The organism is Streptomyces sp. LaBMicrA B280 (assembly GCF_049222185.1).
In the GTDB taxonomy this organism is placed as follows: Bacteria; Actinomycetota; Actinomycetes; order Streptomycetales; family Streptomycetaceae; genus Streptomyces; species Streptomyces murinus.
In genome coordinates this window covers 58,695-76,305 of the sequence record NZ_JBMJCT010000008.1, presented here as the reverse complement: position 1 = coordinate 76,305, position 17,611 = coordinate 58,695, and the positions used below count along the sequence as shown (strand labels likewise).

Sequence of the window (17,611 nt, the reverse complement as noted above, 5' to 3'; positions counted from 1 at the left end):
CGGATGGAGCAAGCGGGCGAAACCCGCAGGTCATCAGCCGCCCGGCAGTTCCAGATCGCTCTTGTTCAGCTCCTCGATGTTCACGTCCTTGAACGTGAGCACCCGGACCTGCTTGACGAACCGAGCGGGCCGGTACATGTCCCAGACCCAGGCATCGGCCATCGACACCTCGAAGAACACCTCGCCCTGGACGGAGTGCACCTGCATCTCGTAGTCGTTGGTGAGGTAGAAGCGCCGTTCCGTCTCGATCACGTATTTGAACAGACCGACGACGTCTCGGTACTCCCGGTAGAGCTTCAGCTCCATCTCGGTCTCGTACTTCTCGAGGTCCTCGGCGCTCATGGCATGTTCCCCTTCAGCCGTGCGATCCACCCATTGTGCGCCAGTTCCGCCGGCCCTCAGACGATTTCCGTGTCGAGGGTCACGGGGCCGGCCGGGGGACCCTCGTCGAGCAGGGTGCGCAGCAGCTCGGCGAGCCTGGTCGGATACACCGTCTCATGCGCCCGGGTCAGTTCCTGACACGTCCACCAGCGCGCTCCGGCGACGCTGCGCCGTTCCAGCTCCGTCAGGCCCGTCGCCGCGATCGCGGTCCGGGTCGTACGGGCCAGGTAGTACCACTCGTCCTGGTCCCAGCGGCGGCCCGCGAACGGGAAGGAGCAGCGGCGCCGCCACAGCACCGGGCCGAGGTCGACCTCGGTGATGCCGGTCTCCTCGGCGAGTTCCCGCAGCGCGGCCTCCTCGCGGGTCTCGGCGCCCTCCACGCCGCCGCCGGGTGTGAACCACCAGTCGTCGGCGGGGTCGTCGGGCTCATGTCCGTGCAGCAGGAGAATGCGGTCCTGGGGGTCGAGCAGCACCACGCGGGCCACCTTGCGCAGGCCACTCTCGTACGGCTGTTCGCACTCGGGCTCAGCGGACACCGGCCGCCTCCGCGCGGGCGGCACGGGCCCGGGAGCGGCCGGTGCGCTTGGCGATCGGGCCGTAGGCGCCGCCGCCGAGAACCAGGACGGCGCCGATGACGATCAGCAGCTCGATGGTGGAGAGCGGTCCCGGCTGCGAGAGGGCGCCCAGGGCCTCGAATCCGGTGGGGCGCTTCAGCCCGCCCTTCCACGGGAAGACGACGGCGTCCACCCGGGCGATGACCGCGGTGCGGGCGACGGTGCCCTTGGCCGCGTCGGTGAGGTGGGCGGTGGAGTCCAGGGAGCCCTGGCGTTCGTCGCCGAGCAGGAAGAGCCGGCCCTGAGGGACGGTCACGGTGGCGAAGTTCTGGTTCTCGGCCAGGGTGCCCTTGGGCAGATACGGCTCCTCGATCTGCTTGCCGTTGACGGTCAGCTTGCCGTCCGTGCAGCAGGAGACGGTGTCGCCGCCGACCGCGACCACGCGCTTGACGACATCGGAGCCGGTGACCCAGCTGTTGTCGCGGAAGACGACCACATCGCCGCGGCGCACCTCGCCGCCGTCCACGCGCTGGGCGAGCACGCGGTTGCCGGCGTCGATGGTGGGGGTCATGGAGCTGGTGGGCACGGTGTAGGGCCGATAGCTCAGTGCCGCCCAGCCGAAGCCGCCGAGGAACAGCACCAGGCCCAGGGCCACGGCCACTCCGGACAGCCGCTGCCCGAGCCGGCCGCCGCTCGCCGCCGTCCCGGTGCCGCCGCTGCGCGGGGCCGTACGCGTCGTACTCTCACCACCCATGGACCCGCACCCTACCTGTCGGTACCGAGCGAGGTCAGCCCCTCTTTCAGGACCCGGGGCACAGCTTTCCCGGAGCTTCACACACAGCCCGGGAAAGCGACGGCGCGGGGCTCAGCGCTGTCCGCTGACCGACTTCCGCACGGCGTCCGAGCGCAGCCGGTCCGCGCGCCGGCGCCGCCACACCACGACGGGGGCGACGGCCGCGACGGCGACGCCCTCGGGGGCGACCGTCAGGGAGGCGGCGGAGGAGGACTGCTGGTTGCCCAGACCGGGCTGGTCGAAGGTGTCCGGGACGGGCAGGGTGCCCCAGTGGCTGATGGGCCAGGCCTTGACGATGGCGCGGCCGACGACCTTGTCGACGGGCACGAAGCCGTGGTTCTTGTCGGTCTGGTTGTAGCGCGAGTCCCGGGAGTTCTGCCGGTGGTCGCCCATCACCCAGATGAAGCCCTTGGGGACCTTCACCTTGAACTGGCCGCCCTGGTCGTCCTGGCTGCACGGGGTGTTGCCCGCGTAGACGTACGACGATTCGTTCAGCGCCTTGCCGTTGACCAGCAGGGGGCCCGTGCCCTTGCACTCGATGGTGTCGCCGCCGACCCCGATCACACGCTTGATCAGGTCCTTCTCATTGGCGGAGGGCATCAGCCCGATCCAGCTGAGGACCTTCTGCACCGCGTTCGGGTTCGGCGCGGGCTCGCCCGCCAGCCAGTCGTCCGGGTCGTGGAAGACGACGACCTCGCCGCGCTCGGGCTCGGAGCCGAACCACGGGGTGAGCTTGTCGACCAGGACGCGGTCGCCGATCTGGAGGGTGTTCTCCATCGAGGCGGAGGGGATCGAGAACGCCTGGACCAGGAAGGTCTTGATCAGCAGCGCGAGGACCAGCGCGATCACGATCAGGATCGGCAGCTCCTTCCAGAAGGAGCGCGGCTTCCTGGGCGGTGGCGTGGCGTCGCCGGTGCCGCCGCTGCCGAAGCCCTGTCCCTCGCGCGGGGTGCCGTCGCCGCCCGTCGCGTCATTTCCGGTGGTCATCGCGCCGCCCGAACCTGAGTCGTCCGCCGCCGCGGGGTTTCCGCGGGGCTCCTCGCCGTCGTGACCCGACCGTGCGCCAACCGCCACATCCCCCACGCCAACTCCTCACTCCGTGCCGCCGCCCGCGCCACAGACGGCGCAGGCCCACCACTCCCATAACGAGCGGGAGTTCCGCAGGGGTCGGGAGCCGGGTCATTCCGTTCGGATTCTCATGGTCAACCCTATGCGACGGGGGCGGGGCCGCAGCCGTCCGCGTCCCGGCGCGGGCAACGCTTGCAAAGGTTTTAGGTTCCTCCAGGCGCGTCCAGTGGCCGATCGGCCAGCCGATCCACATGGCCCGCCCGACCACCGATTTCACCGACACCGTTCCGCCGAACGGGGAGTCCCGGTGGTAGCGGGAGTCCGCGGAGTCGGCCCGGTGATCGCCCATCACCCACAGCCGGCCCTTGGGGACGGTGATGTCGAAGCGCATGTCGGACGGGTCATTGCCCGGATAGAGGTAGTCCTTCTCGGACAGCGGCACGCCGTTGACGGTGATCCGCCCTTGCGCGTCACAGCACTTGACGTGGTCGCCGCCGACCCCGATGACCCGCTTGATCAGGTCTTTCTCGTTGTCGGACGGCAGCAGCCCGATGAAGCTGAGGCCCTGCTTGAGCTGCTTGACGACGACCGGGTCGGGCTTCTGGGCGGCCTGTTCGCCCGCCAGCCAGCCGCCCGGGTCGTGGAAGACGACGACGTCACCGCGCTTCGGCTCGGCGCCGAACCAGGGCGTCAACTTGTCGACCAGCACGCGGTCGCCGATGCGGATCGTCTGCTCCATGGAGCCGGACGGGATCACGAACGCCTGGACGAGGAAGGTCTTCAGGACCAGCGCGATCAGCACCGCGACACCCACCAGAAGGGGGATCTCCCGGACGGCTGAACGTCTGCGCTTGCGCTTGACCTTGCGCTGGAGTTTCCGCCGTTCCGCGCGGGTACGGCCGCCACCGGGCGCGGAGCTGCGCCGGGAGCCGGCGCCTGACGACCCGGGGCCGGCCGGGCCGGAGCCCGCGGGGCCGGCCGGGCCGGAGCCCGCGCGCGGCCTGCCGCGGTTACCCATGGGCGCCGCCCGTCGCGGCGGGCACGCGCGCGTAGGCGGGCGGCCGGGTCAGATGGGTCCAGCGGGAGTAGGGCCAGACGATCCAGTCGGCCCGTCCGATGACGCGGCCGACCGGGACCATGCCGCCGCCCGGCGAGCCGAGGTGGTCGCGGGAGTCGCTGGAGTCGCTGCGGTGGTCCCCGAGGAGGAAGAGGGTGCCCGGGGGCACCACGAGGTCGAACGGCACGCTGGAGGGGCTGTCCCCGGGGTAGAGGAACGACGACTCGTCGACCGCGCGGCCGTTCACCTCGATCCTCCCCCGCTTGTCGCAGCAGACCACATGGTCCCCGCCCACCCCGACGACGCGTTTGATGTAGTCGCCGTCCCCGAAATACCCGCTTCCGTCGAACACAATCACGTCTCCGCGGGCAGGCCCGGCGCCGAAGCGGTAGGTCAGCTTGTTGACGAGGACGCGGTCGCCGATCCGCAGGCCCTCTTCCATGGATCCGCTCGGGATCTGGAAGGGCTGCACCACGAAGGTGCTCAGCAGGAGCAGGAACACCAGGCAGGCGAAGAGGGTGAGGGTGACGCGGCCGCCCGGCAGCCATTCGGTGATCCGCGTCAGCGACGCGAAACGCGACCGCTCCTCCGGACCCGGGGAATCCGGGCGGGAGGTGCGGTCGCGTTTCGTCGGCTGTGCTTCGGTGTCCATCGGGGCGAGATGTTATCCGGCCCCGCTATGACTCCGGGGAGGCGCTCAGCTCTCGCGCTTCTCCTTGATCTTCGCGGCCTTGCCGCGCAGCTCACGGAGGTAGTACAGCTTGGCGCGGCGCACGTCACCACGGGTGACCAGCTCGATCTTCTCGACGATCGGGGTGTGCACCGGGAAGGTGCGCTCGACGCCGACGGAGAACGAGACCTTGCGGACCGTGAAGGTCTCGCGGACACCGGAGCCCTGGCGACGGATCACAACGCCCTTGAACTGCTGCACACGGGAGCGGTTGCCCTCGATGACGCGCACGTGGACGTTGACGGTGTCACCCGGGCGGAAGGACGGGAGGTCGCTGCGCAGCGACGCGGAGTCGACGGTGTCGAGCAGGTGAGACATTTCGTCTGCTTTCTTCGCTGATGCCACAGGTCATCAACGGAAGTGGCGATGTACAGGGAGCTGCCGCGCGCGTCGGGTCGGGCGTCTTGTCCCCCTGTGGCAGGGGCGCACACCGGACGAGCGCACAGCAGCGGCCTATTCTTCCATGCCGGGGGCCCGGCGCCAAAATCGGCCGTACGAGTGACCGTCCGGGTCCGGTTCCCAGCCCAGGATGGACAGCATCTCGCGGTCCTTCTTGTCGAACGCCTTCGGGTCGCAGTGCTCGATCAGATCGGGCCGGTTGCGGGTCGTACGGCGCAGGGCCTCGTCGCGGCGCCAGCGGGCGATCCTGCCGTGGTGGCCGCTGAGCAGCACCTCCGGTATGTCCCGGCCGCGCCAGGCGGGCGGCTTGGTGTAGACGGGGCCTTCCAGGAGGTTTGCCATGGCGCCGGGCGCGAAGGAGTCGTCGCGGTGGGACTCGGCGTTGCCGAGGACACCGGGCAGCAGCCGGGCGACGGCCTCCGTGACGACCAGGACGGCGGCCTCGCCGCCCGCCAGGACGTAATCGCCGATGGAGACCTCGTAGACGGGCATCCGGGTGGCGTACTCGTCGAAGACACGCCGGTCGATGCCCTCGTAGCGCGCCGGTGTGAAGATCAGCCAGGGCCGCTCGGAGAGCTCCACCGCGAGTTCCTGGGTGAAGGGCCGGCCGCTGGGGGTGGGGACGATCAGCGCGGGGGCGTGGGCGCCGCTCTCGTAGCCGTCGGCCAGGACGGTGTCCAGGGCGTCGCCCCAGGGCTCGGTCTTCATGACCATGCCGGGGCCGCCGCCGTACGGCGTGTCGTCGACCGTGTTGTGCCGGTCGTACGTCCATCCGCGCAGGTCATGGATGTGGACGGCGAGCTGTCCGCGGTGCCGGGCCTTGCCGACAAGCGAGACGTTCAGGGGATCCAGGTACTCGGGGAAGATGGTGACGACGTCCAGGCGCATTACGCGTCTTCCCCCGGCTCGCGGCTGGAGGCGATCTCGGCGCGGTCGTCGATCAGGCCGGGCGGGGGCGTGATGACGGCCCGCTGCTCCTCCAGGTCGATCTCGGCGACGATCTCCGCCACGAAGGGGATCATGACCTCGGTGCCGTCCGGGCGCTCCACGATGAACAGGTCCTGCGAGGGCAGGTGCGAGATCTCGGTGATCCGGCCGACCTCCACCCCGTCCACGGTGACCACGTCCAGGTCCATCAGCTGATGGTCGTAGTACTCGTCCTCGTCCTCCGGCATCTCCTCCGGGTCCACCTCGGCGATCAGGAGGGTGTTGCGCAGGGCCTCGGCGCCGGTCCGATCGGTGACGCCCGCGAAGCGCAGGAGCAGACGGCCGCTGTGGACGCGGCCCGTCTCGATGGTCAGCGGCCCCGTGGCGGCGGGATCCGTGGCGAGTACGGCGCCGGGGGCCAGCCTCAGCTCCGGCTCGTCGGTACGTACCTCGACGGTGACCTCGCCCTTGATGCCATGGGCCCGGCCGATCCGTGCGACTACCAGCTGCACCTGTCCAATTCTCCTGTCATCTGCTGCGCGTGTCCTGCCGATACGACTGCTCGTACGACTGCGGGCTGATACGACTACGGGCCGGGGACGGCCGAGTGGCCCTCCCCGGCCCGAGCCGGTTGCGATGAAGCGTCAGCGGACGTTGTCCACGTCGACCAGGTCGACGCGGACACCGCGACCGCCGATGGCGCCCACGACGGTACGCAGAGCGCGCGCGGTGCGACCATTGCGGCCGATCACCTTGCCGAGGTCTTCGGGGTGCACCCGGACCTCCAGCACGCGCCCGCGGCGCAGGTTGCGCGAGGCGACCTGCACATCGTCAGGGTTGTCGACGATGCCCTTCACGAGGTGCTCAAGCGCCTCTTCGAGCATGCTGCTCAGGCCTCGGTCGACTCGGACTCAGCCGCGGCCTCGTCCTTCTTCTCAGCCTTCTTCTTCTGGGTGATGGCCTCACCCTTGGCGTCGTCGTCGCCACCGAGGGCCTCGAACGACGGACGGGCCGGCTTCGGCGCAGCGACGAGCAGCGGCGCGGGGGCCGGCTCGCCCTTGAACTTCTGCCAGTCGCCGGTCTTCTTCAGGATGGCGAGCACGGGCTCGGTCGGCTGGGCGCCGACGCCGAGCCAGTACGCCACGCGGTCGGCGTCCACCTCGATGACCGACGGGTTGTAGGTCGGGTGGTACTTGCCGATCTCCTCGATGGCCCGGCCGTCACGGCGGGTACGGGAGTCGGCGACGACGATGCGGTAGTGAGGCGAACGGATCTTGCCCAGACGCTTCAGCTTGATCTTGACTGCCACGGGAGTGGATTCTCCTGGTTTTGACGTGGTGGGGCACGGCGCGTTGCCGCGTGGGGTTGCGGTACCCGTGTGCCCGACGGACGCGTCAGCCGGAGGAGAGAGGGGTCCTGTGCGGCTGTCGAGTACAGCCATCCATTCTGCCATACCCGGCGGACCGCTCTCGGCCGGGGGCGGATACCCGGCCGCGCCCGCCGGCCTGGGGTGCCGACGGGCGCGGGGTGTGGTCGTGGTGTGGGGTCCGGCACCCACGAGATGCCGGGGCGAGGGTCAGGCGGCGCCCGACATCTCCGGGATGCGGAAGGGTTTGCCGCAGCCGCCGCAGACGATGGGCGCCTGGGCGAGGACGGAGGGGACCACGCGGACGTTGCGACCGCAGTCGCAGACGGCCTTGACGCGGACGCCGCCACCGGAGGAGCCATGGCGGGCGGCGGGTCCCCGGAAGGTGCGGGAGGTGTCCTCCGTCGTGGCCGCCGAGTGCGCCTTGAGGGCGCGCTGGAGACGCTCGATGGTCGGCCGGTAGCGCCGCTTCGCCTCGGGGTTGAGCGTGACCAGGGAGAAGCCGCTGCTGGGATGCGGTTCCTCGGGGTGGTCCAGGCCCAGCTCCTCGGCGATCGAGAGGAACCGTCGGTTGTGGTAGCGACCGGCGCGGGAGGTGTCGCGCACCCCGCGCGCGGCGGCGATGCCGTGGACTGCCTCGTGAAGCAGTCGTTCGAAGGAGAGCTCGTGTCCGCACGCGGACGACGACTCTCCGATCAAGGACTCTGGCGCGGCGAGATCCGGCAGATCGGGGTGGTACCGCTGAATGTCGGCCCACGCCTGTGCCAGCTCTGCGGCGAGAACAGGTGGTGTCTGTGTCGTGCTCACGTAATGACAACGAGCGGAGGGCACGCTGTGTTCCTATTCCGGGGCATCCCAAATAATTTGCACGTACCCGTCAGTTGGCACTGATGCGTCCTGACGAGGGCGCGTGCGCCGATGTGCGGAGGAAGCCTCACAGCTCGTAACAAGCCGGTGCGTAGGCGGCACTGCGATCCGCCCGGTACGCCCTGTCACGACGGTGGCCCGCGGCTGTGCAAGGGGCGATTCGGCCGCTCTGGATGCCGAGCATCACCTCGGCCGGCGCCCGTGCCGGTCGCGACGTTACCGTGCGCGACCGCGCCCCCCGGCACCGGCCCGTCCTCCGGCGTGATCACCGTAAGGGCAGCCTGATTGCCGGGATGTGAATTCTCGCCACACCGGCGCACTCCGTCCAAGCGGGCCCCCTCGACCCCTGGACGGGGCCGCGAGGCGGGAGTTACCTGGCATACGTGGAACGTCCGCGAGGGCGGCACGGGGGCCACACACGGCCGGACACAGCGGCGAACCGTCGGCGGATGGGAGCGCTTATCCATGACAGCCTCGCTCGTACGGCGGCATCCGCCGCACGTGGCCCCCGCGGCTCACGAGGACGCGGGGGCACGCGCGCGGGACTGGGCCGAGATCCAGGAACGCGTGCTCGTCCCGCTTCACGAGGCCGTGTACGAACGGCTCGACGTGGGCCCGGACACCCGCCTGCTGGGCCTGCGCTGCGGCTCCGGCCTCGCCCTTCTCCTCGCGGCCGCCCGCGGCGCCACCGTCACCGGCGCCGACCCCTCCCCCGGTCTGCTGGCCCTCGCCCGCGAACGGCTGCTCCCGCCGAACGGCGGCGTCCCGCGCGCGGAACTCCTGCACGGCTCACCGGCGGACGCCAAGACCTTCGAGTCGTACGACCTGATCACCGCACTCGACCCGGTCCGGGGCCCCTCGGGCGACCCCCGGGCGCTCGCCGACCTGCTCGTGGAGGCGCTCCCGCGCGCCGTGCCCGGCACCGCCGTGGTGCTCGCCGGCTGGGGTCCGCAGGAACGTTGCGCCACCTCCGGCGTGCTGCGCGTCGCGGCGAAACTGGCTGATCCTTTGCGCAGCGACGGCGGCTGGCGCCCGGCCCGGCGGGACGATCTGGAGGAGGCCGCCCAGCGGGCGGGGCTGCGCCCGGACGGCTCCGGGCGGGTCTCCTGCCCGTTCGGCTACGCCGACCCGGACAGCGCGGTGCGCGGACTGCTGTCCACCGGGCTCTTCGACGCGGCGATCGCGGCGACCGACGCCAAGCAGGTCGACAAGGAATTGACGGAGGCCCTGCATCCGTACCGCCGCGCCGACGGCACCGTCTGGATGCCCAATGTCTTCCGCTATCTGATCGCCCGCGTCCCATGAGGCACGGTCAGCGCGGCTCCTCGGGGTCCTTGGCCAGTCGCGTGATCCCGGCGATCCGGTACGCGTCCGCCTCCTCCAGCGTCTCGTGCTCAAGGAGCGCCAGCGCCAGCGCGTCCAACTGGCCCCGGTGGTCCCGGAGTTTGTGCCGCGCCTCGTCGTAGCACTCGTCCACGATCCGCCGCATCTCGGTGTCGATCACATCGAGCGTCCCGGGCGCGGCGGCCAGCCCGTACGCCTGCTGGGCGTCGCTCGGCAGCGCGGACAACCGGCCGACCCGCTCGCTCATGCCCCAGCGGGCCACCATCGCACGGGCGATGTTCGTCACCTGTTCGAGGTCGCTCTCGGCGCCCGTGGTGACCACGCCGTAGACGACCTCCTCCGCGGCCATGCCACCCAGCGCACCGATGATCCGACCGCGCAGATACTCCTCCGAATGGGCGTACCGCTCCACCTCGGGCGTGGACATCGTCACCCCGAGCGCCCGGCCGCGCGGCACGATGGTGATCTTGCGGACCGGGTCCGCGCCCGGCTGGAGCATGCCCAGCAGCGCATGGCCGCTCTCGTGGTACGCCGTACGCCGCCGGTCCTCCTCCGGCATCACCAGGGTCCGCTCGGCGCCCAGCTGGACCTTCTCCAGCGCCTCGGAGAGATCCGCGCCGGTCACCCGCTCCTGCTTGCGCTTGACCGCGAGCAGCGCGGCCTCGTTGGCGAGGTTGGCCAGGTCCGCGCCGGTCATACCGGGGGTCGCGCGCGCCATCCGGGCCAGGTCCACGTCCGGCTCCAGCGGCACGTCCCGGGTGTGGATCCGCAGGATCGCCTCACGGCCCGCGCGGTCCGGCGGGGCCACCGTGACCACCCGGTCGAAGCGGCCGGGGCGGGTCAGCGCCGGGTCCAGGATGTCGGCGCGGTTGGTCGCCGCGATGACGATCACACCCTCCGAACCCGAGAACCCGTCCATCTCGGTGAGGATCTGGTTGAGCGTCTGCTCGCGCTCGTCGTGCCCGCTCATGGCCGTACCGCCGCCGCGCGCCCGGCCGATGGTGTCGATCTCGTCGATGAAGATGATCGACGGGGCCACCTTGCGGGCCTCCGCGAACAGCTCGCGCACCCGGGAGGCGCCGACGCCGACGATCATCTCGATGAACTCCGACGCCGAGGCCGAGAAGAACGGCACCCCGGCCTCGCCCGCGACCGCCCGCGCGAGCAGTGTCTTGCCGGTGCCGGGCGGGCCCGCGAGCAGCACGCCCCGGGGCAGCTTGGCGCCCATTTTGCGGTAGGCGTCGGGGTGCTCCAGGAAGTCGACCACGTCGTCCAGCTCGCCCTTGACCTCGTCGATCCCGGCCACGTCGGCGAACGTCGTACGGCGGGTCTCCGGCTCGGGCCCCACCGGCTTGGGCGGCGCCCGGCGCCCGAACAGACCGCCCGCGCCGGGCAGCGAGCCGCCGAGCTTACGGGCGAAGAACACCCACACCGCGACCAGGACGAGGATCGGGATCAGGGAGAGCAGCAGATTGGACAGGAAGCTGCGCTCCTGCACCATCGGCCGGGCGGTCACCGTGACGCCATGACCGCTCAGGTTCTGCCACAGCCGGTCGTCCGCGAAGGCGGGACGCTGCGTCTTGAACTTGGTGTACCGGCCACCGCCCTCGGGATTGCTCCGGGACGTCTTCAGCTGCCCCTGGATCGCGTCGCCCTTGGAGTAGATCGTGGCGACATTGCCCTCGGAGACCTGCCGGCTGAACTCGGTGTAGGAGATCGTCGGCTGATTGGCCTGGCCGAGGTAGTTCAGGCCGAGATAGGCCAGCAGGAAGACGATCACCGCGGTGACGAGGAGCCCCCACCACTTCCCGCCCCGAAGCCCTCCCCCACCGGACCGCCGGGGCCCTTCCGGGGTGCCCTCGGCGCGCCACGGCTGCTCCGGGTCCTTGCGCGGGGGCGGCGCGTTGCTCATATAGGGACGTTAAGGCAGATAGCGGCTCACGGCACATGATGAAGGGCGCCCCCTCGGAGAGGAGGCGCCCTTCCAAGCCGTACGGCAAAGTCGTACGGCCGTCATGTCATACGGCCATGTCGTACGACCGTCAGCCCATGAACTTCTTGAACTCGTCCGGCAGCTCGAACTCCTCGGCGCCCTGCTGGGGCAGCTGGAAGGCGTTGCCGCTCTGGGCCGCGGCCTCGCGGCGCTGGGCGTCCTCCAGCTCCTGCTGCTTGCGCTTCATCGGGTTGCCGGAGCGCTGCTTGCCCTTGGCCTTCTTCTGCTGCTTCTTCTGCCGGCCGGGGCCGCCGCCCATGCCCGGGATCCCCGGCATGCCCGGCATGCCGCCGCCCTGGGCCATCCGGGACATCATCTTGCGGGCCTCGAAGAACCGCTCGACCAGGCCCTTCACGGCGCTGACCTCGACACCGGAACCCTTGGCGATACGGGCGCGGCGGGAGCCGTTGATGATCGTCGGGTCCTGGCGCTCGCCCGGGGTCATCGACTTGATGATCGCGGCGGTGCGGTCGACATCGCGCTCGTCGATGTTCTGGATCTGGTCCTTGATCTGCCCCATGCCCGGCAGCATGCCGAGCAGCTTGGAGATCGAGCCCATCTTCCTGACCTGTTCCATCTGGGACAGGAAGTCGTCCAGGGTGAAGTCCTGGCCCTTCTTGGACGCCAGCTTGGAGGCCATCTTGGCGGCCTCTTCCTGGCTGAAGGTCTTCTCCGCCTGCTCGATCAGGGTGAGCAGGTCACCCATGTCGAGGATGCGGGAGGCCATCCGGTCCGGGTGGAACGCGTCGAACTCGTCCAGCTTCTCGCCGTTCGACGCGAACATGATCGGCTTGCCGGTGATCTGCCGGATGGACAGCGCGGCACCACCGCGGGCGTCACCGTCGAGCTTGGAGAGGACGACACCGTCGAAGCCGACGCCGTCCCGGAACGCCTCGGCCGTGTTGACGGCGTCCTGGCCGATCATGGCGTCGACGACGAAGAGGATCTCGTCCGGGGAGACGGCGTCGCGGATGTCCGCGGCCTGCCGCATCATCTCCTGGTCGATGCCGAGACGGCCGGCGGTGTCGACGATGACGATGTCGTGTACGCGGGTCTTCGCGAACTCGATGGAGTCCTTGGCGACCTTGACCGGGTCGCCGACGCCGTTGCCCGGCTCCGGCGCGTACACGGCGACGCCCGCGCGCTCGGCGACGACGCTGAGCTGGTTGACGGCGTTGGGGCGCTGGAGGTCACAGGCGACGAGCAGCGGGGAGTGGCCCTGCTCCTTGAGCCAGCGGCCGAGCTTGCCCGCGAGGGTGGTCTTACCGGCACCCTGGAGACCCGCGAGCATGATCACGGTGGGCGGCTGCTTGGCGAAGCGCAGGCGCCGGGTCTCGCCACCGAGGATGGTGACGAGCTCGTCATTGACGATCTTGAGGATCTGCTGGGCCGGGTTCAGCGCCTTGGAGACCTCGGCGCCGAGGGCACGTTCCTTGACGTTCTTGATGAACGTACGGACGACAGGAAGGGCCACGTCCGCTTCGAGGAGCGCGATGCGGATCTCGCGTGCCGTGGCGTCGATGTCCGCCTCGGACAACCGGCCCTTGCCGCGGAGGTTTTTGAAAGTCGCGCTGAGGCGGTCGGAGAGGGTATCGAACACGGTGGCGTCGGTCCTCGGGGTCGGAGGGATCTGGGCTGCCCTCCAGGGTATCCGGCCCGGCAGGCCATCAGTCCCCGCCCGTCGCATTCGGCGTCCCTCAGGGCGCCCGCAGCGTCTCCTCCAGCACCCTCGCCACCGACCCCGCGTCCTGCTCCGGCAGCGGCGCGCCCGCGCCGGTCGTCACGTAGAAGGCGTCGACCGCGTTGGCGCCCAGCGTCGAGACGTGCATGCTGCGGACCCGGACGCCCGCCTTCTCCAGGGCCATGCCGATGCGGTGCAGCAGGCCGGGGGCGTCCTGCGCGCGGACCTCGATCACCGTGGCGTGGTGGGAGGCGGCGGGGGCCACCGTCACCCGGGGCGGCGGGGCGAGCAGGCCCCGGCGCCTCGGATAGGCGGCGTCGCGCTCGGCGAGGCGGCCCCCGATGTCGAGCGAGCCGTCCAGGGCGCGGACCAGGTCGGCGCGCAGCCGGGCGGCCTCGGGCAGGGAGCCGTACTCGGCGGCGACCCGCCAGTCGAGCAGCAGCACCGAGGCGTCGCCGTCGCCGTCGTGCACGTCCTGCGGCAGCCGCAGGGTGCGCAGCTCGGCGGTGCGGACGGTGAGCCGGTGCACCGCGAGGACACCGGCGACGGCGGGCAGCACGGCGCTCTGGTCGGGTACGGCGATGAGCAGCTCGACGCCGAGGGGCTCGGGCGCGCCGGACGGTTCCTCGGCGGGCACCGGCTCGCTGCGGGCGCGCAGCGCGAGGACCGGGCCGCCGGTGCGGAACGCCTCGACGGCCAGGCGTTCCTGCTCGGCGCTGGGCGCGGTGGGCGCGGGCTCGTCCGGCAGGCCCCCGGCGAGCAGGGCGCCGACGCGGCGGACGAGGTCGGTGACGAGGGAGCCGCGCCAGGAGGACCAGGCGGCGGGTCCGGTGGCGAGGGCGTCGGCCTCGGTGAGGGCGTGCAGGAGTTCCAGCGTGCCCTGGGTGCCGACGGCGTCGGCGACGGAGCGGACGGTGGCGGGGTCGTCCAGGTCGCGGCGGGTGGCCGTGTCGATCAGCAGGAGGTGGTGGCGGACCAGGGTCGCGAGGACGGCGGCGTCCTCGGGACCGAAGCCGATACGGGTGGCGACGTCCTTGGCGATGATCTCGCCGGCCACCGAGTGGTCGCCGGGCCAGCCCTTGCCGATGTCGTGCAGCAGGGCCCCGACCAGGAGGAGGTCGGGGCGGTGGACGTGCCGGGTGAGCGCGGCGGCCCGTACGGCGGTCTCGATCAGATGGCGGTCGACGGTCCAGATGTGCACGGCGTTGCGCTGGGGGCGGCAGCGGACCCGCTCCCAGTCCGGGAGCAGCCTGCTGATCAGCCCCTCGGCCTCCAGGGCCTCCCAGACCTCGACGGTGGGGCGGCCGGAGCCGAGCAGGGTGACCAGTTGCTCGCGGGCCTCCGCGGGCCAGGGCGTGGGCAGCGGGCGGGCGGCCGCGGCCAGGCGTCGCACGGCGTACGGGGAGAGCGGGAGGCCGGCCTGGGCGGCGGCGGCCGCGGCGCGCAGCGCGAGCACGGGGTCGCGTTCGGGGCGTGCGGCGCGGGCGAGCACCACCTCGCCGTCCTGTTCGACCACGCCCTCGGCCAGCGGGGACCGTTCGGCGACCTGTTTACCGCCGCCGATCATGGCGCGCAGGCGCGGTCGTACGGCGCGCGAGCGGAGCACGCGCCCCACCTCGCGCCAGGTGACGTCCGTGGCGTAGGAGATGACGCCGGCCGCCTCGTAGACCTGCCGGAGCAGGACGTCGGCGTCGAGCAGCCCCAGCTCGGCCGCGACCTGGTCCTGTTCCTGGAGGGCGAGCCGGTCGGTGGCGCGGCCGGTGCTCAGATGGAGGGCGTCACGGACGTCGAGCAGGGTGCGGCGGGCCTCGGCCAGGCCCTCGCGGGGGGCGTCGGCGAGCCAGGAGGCGGCGACGGCGCGCAGCGCGGTGGCGTCGCGCAGTCCGCCGCGGGCCTCCTTGAGGTCGGGTTCCAGCAGGAACCGCAGTTCGCCCTGGCGCTCGGCGCGTTCGTCGCACAGCTCCTTCAGCTCGGGCAGCCGCTTGGGGGCCTGGTTGCGCCAGTCGGCGAGCACGGCGGTGCGCAGTCCGGCGGTCAGGCCGAGGTCGCCCACGAGGTGCCGGGCGTCCAGCAGGCCGAGCTGGACCTTGAGGTCCTCGCCGGCCGTCCTGCGGGCCTCGGCGAGGGTGCGTACGGAGTGGTCGAGAGCGAGGCCGAGGTCCCAGACGGGGTACCAGAGGCGGTCGGCGAGGGCGGCGACCGCGGCGGGGTCGGAGCCGTCGTGCAGCAGCAGGAGGTCCAGATCGCTGCGCGGGGACAGCTCGCCGCGGCCGTAGCCGCCGACGGCGACGAGGGAGATGCCCTGGGGTTTCCCGGCCCCCGCGGTGAAGAGTCCGGCGAGCCAGTCGTCGGTCAGTTCGGCGAGGGCGGCGCGGCGCGGCGGCCCGGTCCGCGCCCCCTCGGTGAGGAGGCGCAGCCGGGCCGCCGCGTAGCCGCCGGGTCCGGGGCTCTCGGCCGATGTCCGCTCTTCCGTTCCCGTCACCCAGCGACTCCCGTTCCGTTCCGGTGTTCCAGGGCTGATCTCGGTTCCAGGGCTGATCTCAGAGGGCGTCCGGGCCGCGTTCCCCGGTGCGGACGCGTACGGCCGTCTCGACCGGGACCGACCAGACCTTGCCGTCGCCGATCTTGCCGGTGCGGGCGGCCTTGACGATGGCCTCGATCAGTTCCTCGGCGTCGTCGTCCTCGGTGAGGACCTCGATACGGATCTTGGGGACCAGGTCGACGGTGTACTCCGCGCCGCGGTAGACCTCGGTGTGGCCCCGCTGCCGACCGTAGCCGCTGGCCTCGGTGACCGTCAGTCCGTGGACGCCGAAGGACTGAAGGGCCTCCTTGATCTCGTCGAGCCGGTACGGCTTGACGACGGCCGTGATGAGCTTCATGCGTCCACCTTCTTGGTCTGCTTCCCGCTCTTCTTGTCGCCCTGATTCTCCGGCTGCTTCCCGCCGCCCGCGCCGGCCGCGGCGGAGAGGGCGGAGCCGAGGACGCCGCCACCGGCGCCGCTGTAGTCGTAGGCGCTCTCGGCGTGCTCGGCGCGGTCGATGCCGGAGACCTCCTCGTCCTGGGTGACCCGCATCCCGATGGTCTTGTCGAGGAGGAAGGCGAGGACGGCGGAGACGATCAGGGAGTAGGCGAGGACACCGCCGACACCCGCGCACTGCTTCCACAGCTGGGTGAAGGAGTGGTCGCCGTAGAAGACGCCGGTGGCGGTGGACTGGCCCGTGCCGCTGGCGAAGAAGCCGATCAGCAGGGAGCCGATGATGCCGCCGACCATGTGGACGCCGACGACGTCGAGGGAGTCGTCGTAGCCGAAGCGGAACTTCAGTCCGACGGCCGCGGCGCAGGCGACACCGGCGATGGCGCCGACCGCGATCGCGCCGAGCGGGGTGACCGCGCCGCCGGAGGGGGTGATGGCGACGAGGCCTGCGACCGCGCCGGAGGCGGCGCCGAGGGTGGTGCAGGCGCCGTGCCGGATCTTCTCGTAGCCGAGCCAGGCGAGCATGGCGGCGGCGGTGGCGATCTGGGTGTTGACGAACATCAGGGGGCCGACGCCGTCGTCGTTGCCGAGCCAGGAACCGGCGTTGAAGCCGAACCAGCCGAACCAGAGCAGACCGGCGCCGAGCATGACCAGGGGCAGGCTGTGCGGGCGCATCGGGTCCTTCTTGAAGCCGACGCGCTTGCCGATGACGAGGATGACGCCGAGGGCCGCGGCACCCGCGTTGATGTGGACCGCCGTACCGCCGGCGAAGTCGATCACGCCCAGTTCGTAGGCCCAGCCGCCGGTGCCCCAGACCCAGTGGGCGACGGGGAAGTAGACGATGGTGACCCACAGCACCAGGAAGACGGCCCAGGCGCTGAATTTCACCCGGTCGGCGAGGGCGCCGCTGATGAGGGCCGGTGTGATGATCGCGAACATCATCTGGAAGACGGCGAAGACAAAGACCGGAATGGTGTAACCGGGCCACAGGTCCATCTTGCCGATGCCGGTCCAGCCGACGAAGTCGGAGGTCCAGCCGATCAGCGAGCCGTGGTCCGTGCCGAAGCTCATCGAGAAGCCGTAGAGCACCCACAGAATGGTGACGATGCCCATGCTGATGAAGCTCATCATCAGCATGTTCAGGGTGCTCTTGACGCGGACCATGCCTCCGTAGAAGAAGGCCAGGCCCGGGGTCATGAGCAGCACCAGGGCGGAAGCAATGAGCATGAAGCCTGTGTTGGCGGACGACAGCTTGGGTGCGTCCGCCGCAAGCATGATGGCTGGGGCCATCGGCGTCTCCTCGTCGATCGGGGCGCCCCGTGCGGGCGGTGCCTCGGCGGTCCGGTGGGGTGGGGGGCCGGTATGCGCCAGAGACTGACGTAGCACCGTTTCCACGGAAGCCACTCGTTGTTTCACCGGGGTGACGAAGACGACCTGTGTGTTACGCGTCCATGAACCGGCCGCGGCGCGGGCCTCT

General features: G+C 71.0%; 18 protein-coding genes. 1 reads left to right on the top strand and 17 read right to left on the bottom strand.

The window, feature by feature from the left end:
- Positions 1 to 33 precede the first annotated feature (33 nt).
- From ACLF5H_RS08090 to ACLF5H_RS08035, 12 genes are all read right to left on the bottom strand, one after another.
- The gene (locus ACLF5H_RS08090; RefSeq protein ID WP_003965949.1) at positions 34 to 342 is read right to left on the bottom strand and encodes a DUF2469 domain-containing protein; all 309 of its coding nucleotides are present in this window, start codon (positions 340 to 342) and stop codon (positions 34 to 36) included.
- A gap of 56 nt (positions 343 to 398) precedes the next feature.
- Positions 399 to 917: an NUDIX hydrolase gene (locus tag ACLF5H_RS08085; RefSeq protein WP_421675372.1), complete on the bottom strand. Its 519-nt coding sequence runs from the start codon at positions 915 to 917 to the stop codon at positions 399 to 401.
- Positions 907 to 1,689, bottom strand: coding sequence for a signal peptidase I (lepB, locus tag ACLF5H_RS08080; protein ID WP_421675371.1), 783 nt, complete (start codon positions 1,687 to 1,689; stop codon positions 907 to 909). Before lepB (ACLF5H_RS08080) ends, ACLF5H_RS08085 begins: the two co-directional genes overlap by 11 nt.
- Before the next feature lie 111 nt (positions 1,690 to 1,800).
- On the bottom strand, positions 1,801 to 2,811 hold the full coding sequence (lepB, locus tag ACLF5H_RS08075; protein WP_421675370.1) for a signal peptidase I: 1,011 nt from the start codon (positions 2,809 to 2,811) through the stop codon (positions 1,801 to 1,803).
- Positions 2,699 to 3,814, bottom strand: coding sequence for a signal peptidase I (gene lepB / locus ACLF5H_RS08070; protein WP_421675369.1), 1,116 nt, complete (start codon positions 3,812 to 3,814; stop codon positions 2,699 to 2,701). The genes lepB (ACLF5H_RS08075) and lepB (ACLF5H_RS08070) overlap by 113 nt, the downstream gene beginning before the upstream one ends.
- Positions 3,807 to 4,505 (bottom strand): signal peptidase I, encoded by a 699-nt coding sequence (gene lepB / locus ACLF5H_RS08065; protein WP_421675368.1) that lies wholly within the window; start codon positions 4,503 to 4,505, stop codon positions 3,807 to 3,809. Before lepB (ACLF5H_RS08065) ends, lepB (ACLF5H_RS08070) begins: the two co-directional genes overlap by 8 nt.
- A 45-nt stretch (positions 4,506 to 4,550) precedes the next feature.
- A complete protein-coding gene (rplS, locus tag ACLF5H_RS08060) occupies positions 4,551 to 4,901 on the bottom strand; it encodes a 50S ribosomal protein L19 (protein WP_421675367.1) in 351 nt (116 codons plus the stop codon).
- A gap of 135 nt (positions 4,902 to 5,036) precedes the next feature.
- Positions 5,037 to 5,870, bottom strand: coding sequence for a tRNA (guanosine(37)-N1)-methyltransferase TrmD (gene trmD / locus ACLF5H_RS08055; protein ID WP_421675366.1), 834 nt, complete (start codon positions 5,868 to 5,870; stop codon positions 5,037 to 5,039).
- On the bottom strand, positions 5,870 to 6,421 hold the full coding sequence (rimM, locus tag ACLF5H_RS08050) for a ribosome maturation factor RimM (RefSeq protein WP_421675365.1): 552 nt from the start codon (positions 6,419 to 6,421) through the stop codon (positions 5,870 to 5,872). The genes trmD and rimM overlap by 1 nt, the downstream gene beginning before the upstream one ends.
- A 132-nt stretch (positions 6,422 to 6,553) precedes the next feature.
- Positions 6,554 to 6,793: an RNA-binding protein gene (locus ACLF5H_RS08045; protein WP_111585579.1), complete on the bottom strand. Its 240-nt coding sequence runs from the start codon at positions 6,791 to 6,793 to the stop codon at positions 6,554 to 6,556.
- Between the two features lie 5 nt (positions 6,794 to 6,798).
- Positions 6,799 to 7,218 carry a 30S ribosomal protein S16 gene (gene rpsP, locus ACLF5H_RS08040; RefSeq protein ID WP_037654569.1) on the bottom strand — a complete coding sequence of 140 codons (420 nt, stop codon included), beginning with the start codon at positions 7,216 to 7,218 and terminating at the stop codon, positions 6,799 to 6,801.
- A 267-nt stretch (positions 7,219 to 7,485) separates the two neighbouring features.
- Positions 7,486 to 8,082, bottom strand: a complete 597-nt coding sequence (locus ACLF5H_RS08035) for a hypothetical protein (RefSeq protein ID WP_037654570.1) — start codon at positions 8,080 to 8,082, stop codon at positions 7,486 to 7,488.
- Between the two features lie 525 nt (positions 8,083 to 8,607).
- Between ACLF5H_RS08035 and ACLF5H_RS08030 the strand changes: the two genes are divergently transcribed.
- On the top strand, positions 8,608 to 9,447 hold the full coding sequence (locus tag ACLF5H_RS08030) for a methyltransferase domain-containing protein (protein ID WP_421675364.1): 840 nt from the start codon (positions 8,608 to 8,610) through the stop codon (positions 9,445 to 9,447).
- A gap of 7 nt (positions 9,448 to 9,454) precedes the next feature.
- On the opposite strand, the gene ftsH is transcribed toward ACLF5H_RS08030, so the two are convergent.
- From ftsH to ACLF5H_RS08005, 5 genes are all read right to left on the bottom strand, one after another.
- The gene (gene ftsH / locus ACLF5H_RS08025) at positions 9,455 to 11,398 is read right to left on the bottom strand and encodes an ATP-dependent zinc metalloprotease FtsH (RefSeq protein WP_421675363.1); all 1,944 of its coding nucleotides are present in this window, start codon (positions 11,396 to 11,398) and stop codon (positions 9,455 to 9,457) included.
- Positions 11,399 to 11,528: 130 nt separating this feature from the next.
- Positions 11,529 to 13,079 carry a signal recognition particle protein gene (gene ffh, locus ACLF5H_RS08020; RefSeq protein WP_421675362.1) on the bottom strand — a complete coding sequence of 517 codons (1,551 nt, stop codon included), beginning with the start codon at positions 13,077 to 13,079 and terminating at the stop codon, positions 11,529 to 11,531.
- 97 nt (positions 13,080 to 13,176) lie between these two features.
- The gene (locus ACLF5H_RS08015) at positions 13,177 to 15,642 is read right to left on the bottom strand and encodes a [protein-PII] uridylyltransferase (protein ID WP_421675361.1); all 2,466 of its coding nucleotides are present in this window, start codon (positions 15,640 to 15,642) and stop codon (positions 13,177 to 13,179) included.
- Between the two features lie 58 nt (positions 15,643 to 15,700).
- On the bottom strand, positions 15,701 to 16,039 hold the full coding sequence (locus ACLF5H_RS08010; RefSeq protein ID WP_085566762.1) for a P-II family nitrogen regulator: 339 nt from the start codon (positions 16,037 to 16,039) through the stop codon (positions 15,701 to 15,703).
- Positions 16,036 to 17,424, bottom strand: coding sequence for an ammonium transporter (locus ACLF5H_RS08005; protein ID WP_199571197.1), 1,389 nt, complete (start codon positions 17,422 to 17,424; stop codon positions 16,036 to 16,038). The genes ACLF5H_RS08010 and ACLF5H_RS08005 overlap by 4 nt, the downstream gene beginning before the upstream one ends.
- Between the last annotated feature and the right edge of the window lie 187 nt (positions 17,425 to 17,611).